Source organism: Acinetobacter sp. GWC1_38_13, assembly GCF_001767535.1.
In the GTDB taxonomy this organism is placed as follows: Bacteria; Pseudomonadota; Gammaproteobacteria; order Pseudomonadales; family Moraxellaceae; genus Acinetobacter; species Acinetobacter junii.
Genome location: NZ_MELG01000054.1, coordinates 8495 through 12403 on the forward strand (window position 1 = coordinate 8495; position 3909 = coordinate 12403).

General features: G+C 39.7%; 3 protein-coding genes. All 3 read left to right on the plus strand.

The genetic code is table 11. From position 1 onward, the window contains the following. Positions 1 to 965: solute carrier family 23 protein (locus A2003_RS05575; protein ID WP_286686927.1), on the plus strand; the 965-nt coding region annotated here is incomplete at its 5' end. A 62-nt stretch (positions 966 to 1027) separates the two neighbouring features. Continuing rightward, a complete protein-coding gene (locus A2003_RS05580) occupies positions 1028 to 2053 on the plus strand; it encodes a methyltransferase (RefSeq protein WP_136700171.1) in 1026 nt (341 codons plus the stop codon). A 62-nt stretch (positions 2054 to 2115) separates the two neighbouring features. Next, positions 2116 to 3573, plus strand: coding sequence for an amino acid permease (locus A2003_RS05585; protein ID WP_112986188.1), 1458 nt, complete (start codon positions 2116 to 2118; stop codon positions 3571 to 3573). Positions 3574 to 3909 lie beyond the last annotated feature (336 nt).

Below are 3909 nucleotides of genomic sequence, written 5' to 3' on the forward strand. Positions count from 1 at the left end.
TCGAAATGGGCGTATCTCAAATTTTACCTTGGGTAAAAAAGCTGATTACTCCTCTCGTTACAGGAATCGTCGTTCTGTTGATTGGTCTAACATTGATCAAAGAAGGACTGATTAGCATGGGTGGTGGTTATACCGCAATGCAGGATAATACCTTTGCAAACGCAGATAATCTCATTATGTCATGTACAGTTTTAGGGATTATCATTTTACTGAATAGAATTCGCATTATTTGGGTGAAAAGTTCAGCAATTTTGATCGCTTTAGTCATCGGTTATGTACTTGCTGGATTTATGGGACATTTAAACTTTTCCGTATTACAAGAAGCTCCTATTATTCAAATCCCAACACCAATGCATTTTGGATTGAGCTTTTCTTGGAGCTTGTTTATTCCAATGGCTTTTATTTATCTAGTAACTTCTTTAGAAGCAATTGGTGATGTCACAGCAACCAGCAAAATTTCCAATCAACCTGTAGATGGCCCCATTTGGATGCAACGCATCAAAGGTGGTGTTCTAGTTAATGGTGCCAACTCTTTCTTAGCAGGTATTTTCAATACTTTTCCAAGTTCTGTATTTGCACAAAATAATGGTGTGATCCAATTGACTGGTGTTGCGAGCCGTTATGTAGGTCTTTGGATTGCAGCATTATTGATCTTATTAGGCTTATTCCCTGCTGTGGCTGCTGTGATTCAAGCGGTTCCACAAGCGGTACTTGGCGGTGCGGTGATGGTGATGTTCGGCGCTGTGGCAGCATCTGGTATTAATATTTTATCAACGATCCATTTAGATCGTCGTGCATTGTTAATTATTGCAATTTCATTAGCACTAGGCTTAGGGGTAGCACAAGTACCACAAATCCTAGAACACCTTCCTGAATTATTTAAAAATATTTTCAGCTCAGGTGTTGCAACAGGCGGTATTGCAGCATTGATTTTGAATATTGTTTTACCTGAAACTCAAAAATAATTCGTTAACAATTGCAAGTGCCCAGTTTCACGACTGGGCTTAGTTTTTGATGAGAGATCAATATGGATCCACGTAGTGAAGTTGTCATACGTCAACAAGATTATTTAAAAGGGCAAGTTTTATTAATCAATGCCCCAAATGATCAGCTCGTAAAAAACTTACCCGTCGAAGTCGAAGCTTCCGTTTGGACATGGAACTTTGCAGATCATCAAGGCTTTCTAAACGCAGAAATAAAATCAAATTTTTGCGTTGAGCTTCCAGCAAATCGCTATGATCAGGTGGTTATTTTTGTTCCAAAATCAAGAGAGCTTTTAAACTATATTTTACATACTGTTGCCAGCCATTTAGAGCTAGGTCAATCAGTCTTTTTAGTTGGTGAGAAAAAAGGTGGGATTGAACGAGCAGCTAAACAATTACAGCAATATGGAAAAGCTATCAAATTAGATAGTGCGCGCCATTGCCAACTTTGGCAGATGCGACTCGAAAGATTAGCACAACCAAAAACACTGCAAGACTGGTTAAAAACCTATACGATTCAAATCGACCAGCAATCACTCACGATTTGCGCACTTCCTGGTGTATTTAGTCAAGATCATTTGGATGTGGGTACAGCCGTCTTGCTCCCTTACCTTCAAGAAGTAAAATCAGGTAAGATTGCCGACTTTGGTTGCGGCGCTGGCGTAATTAGTGCCTATCTAGCCAAATTAAACCCAGAACAGCATATTTTTGCACTTGATGTTGATGCCTTTGCATTACAGTCAACCAAGTTCACATTTGAACAGAATGGCTTAAACTTAGAAAATTTAAATCTTGAACCAGTTACTGGCTTTAGTGACGCCCCTCAAGATTTGGATGCAATTGTAAGTAATCCACCATTTCATCAAGGCATACATACTAATTACGATGCAAGTGAAACTCTGTATCGCTTAGCAAAATCGCATTTAAAAAGTTCGGGTGAACTGTGGATCGTAGCCAATCGCTTTCTCAACTATCCTCCCCTCATTGAACAACAATTTGGTCAATGTGAAGTGAAAGCTGATCAGCAGGGATTCAAAGTATTATATGCCTGTGCAGGCAAGGTTGGTTGACATCTCAACCTAACACGTAATTTTAAGTGTCAACTGACCCTTATTCGGTTTAAGGAAATCTTATGAGCGATATTTCTGCTCCTCAACACCTACAGCGTAAGCTTGGGGCACGCCATCTCAATATGATTGCCATCGGTGGATCGATTGGTACAGGCTTATTCCTTGCTTCAGGCTCTACGATCGCTACCGCAGGTCCTGGCGGTGCGCTACTCGCCTATGCACTTATTGGAATCATGATTTATTTCTTGATGACTAGTTTAGGTGAGCTTGCAACTCATAACCCAAGTTCTGGAGCTTTCTTCACCTATGGTAGTCGCTATGTAGAAGAAGGTTTTGGTTTTGCTTTAGGATGGAACTATTGGTACAACTGGGCGATTACAGTCGCATTTGAATTAGTAGCCGTCCAATTCATCATGAAATTTTGGTTTCCAGAAATTTCTGGCTTCTATTGGAGTGCTGTATTTTTGGCTGTGATCTTTGCAATCAATGCAATGACGGTCAAAGGCTTTGGTGAAAGTGAATTCTGGTTTTCAATGATTAAAGTTATTGCCATTATTGTATTTATCATCATCGGTATCGCAATGATTGCAAAAATTATGCTGACTCCAAATGTTTCTGCATTTAGCAACTGGACCAAAGGTGATGCGCCATTCGTTGGTGGATTACAAGCACTGGTTGGTGTTGCAATGATCGCAGGGTTCTCATTTCAAGGTACTGAAATGGTCGGTGTAGCTGCTGGTGAATCAAAAGATCCTAAGAAAACGATTCCTTTGGCGATCAAACAGATTTTTTGGCGAATTCTACTTTTCTATATTTTGTGTATTTTCATCATTGGTACACTGGTCAGCTACGATAATCCTTTGTTACTGCATGCCGCAGAAAGTGAAAATATTGCACTTTCTCCATTTACTCTTCTCTATGAAAAAGCAGGATTCGCATTTGCTGCAAGCTTAATGAATGCAGTTATTCTGAGTGCAATTTTATCTGCGGGTAACTCTGGAATGTACTCTTCTACCCGTATGCTATTTGATATGGCTAAAGAAGGTCGTGCGCCAAAGTGGTTCTCCAAATTAGATACACGTGGCGTTCCAATGAATGCACTGTATGCAACTACAGCAGTTGCAGCATTATGTTTCCTAACGACATTTATCGGTGAGCAACAAGTTTTTAACTGGTTACTTAATATGTCTGGGATGTGTGGATTTATCGTCTGGCTAGGCATAGCAATATCACATTATCGTTTCCGCAAAGGCTATTTAGCTCAAGGTCATAAGTTAGAAGACCTCGCTTATCGTGCAAAATTCTTTCCATTTGCACCGTGGTTTGCATTTATTCTCTGTTCCATCATTATTTTAGGTCAGAACTATCAAGCCCTGATTGGTGGAAAAATTGACTGGTTAGGACTACTTTCAACCTATATCAGTATTCCGCTATTTCTTGCAATTTGGTTAGGGTATAAGTGGAAACACAAGACCAAACTCATTGCTTACAAAGAGATGAATGTGAAAGAAGATGAATAATAAATCTTAATTTCACTTGACCCTTTGAGAAATACGAGTAAAATTCACGCTCATATTTTCATCGGCAATTTATATAGGAGGACACACATGCCATTACTACAAAGGAAAACACTTTAAGATTTGGCACTGTGTCGTCTCACGGACAAGTGACAAATCAAATGATCACTTGTCCGAATGCTCTTCTAAACCTAGCATTCGCTAGGTTTTTTTATGCCTATTCGGACAGAAATTTCGCTAATCGAGAGTAAGCGTCCGCTGAACCCCATGCCTATTTTTTAATTTGAGTTGGATTTCCAGCGATGTGGCAGTAATTCTTCTATTTGGGTCGCTTTATGC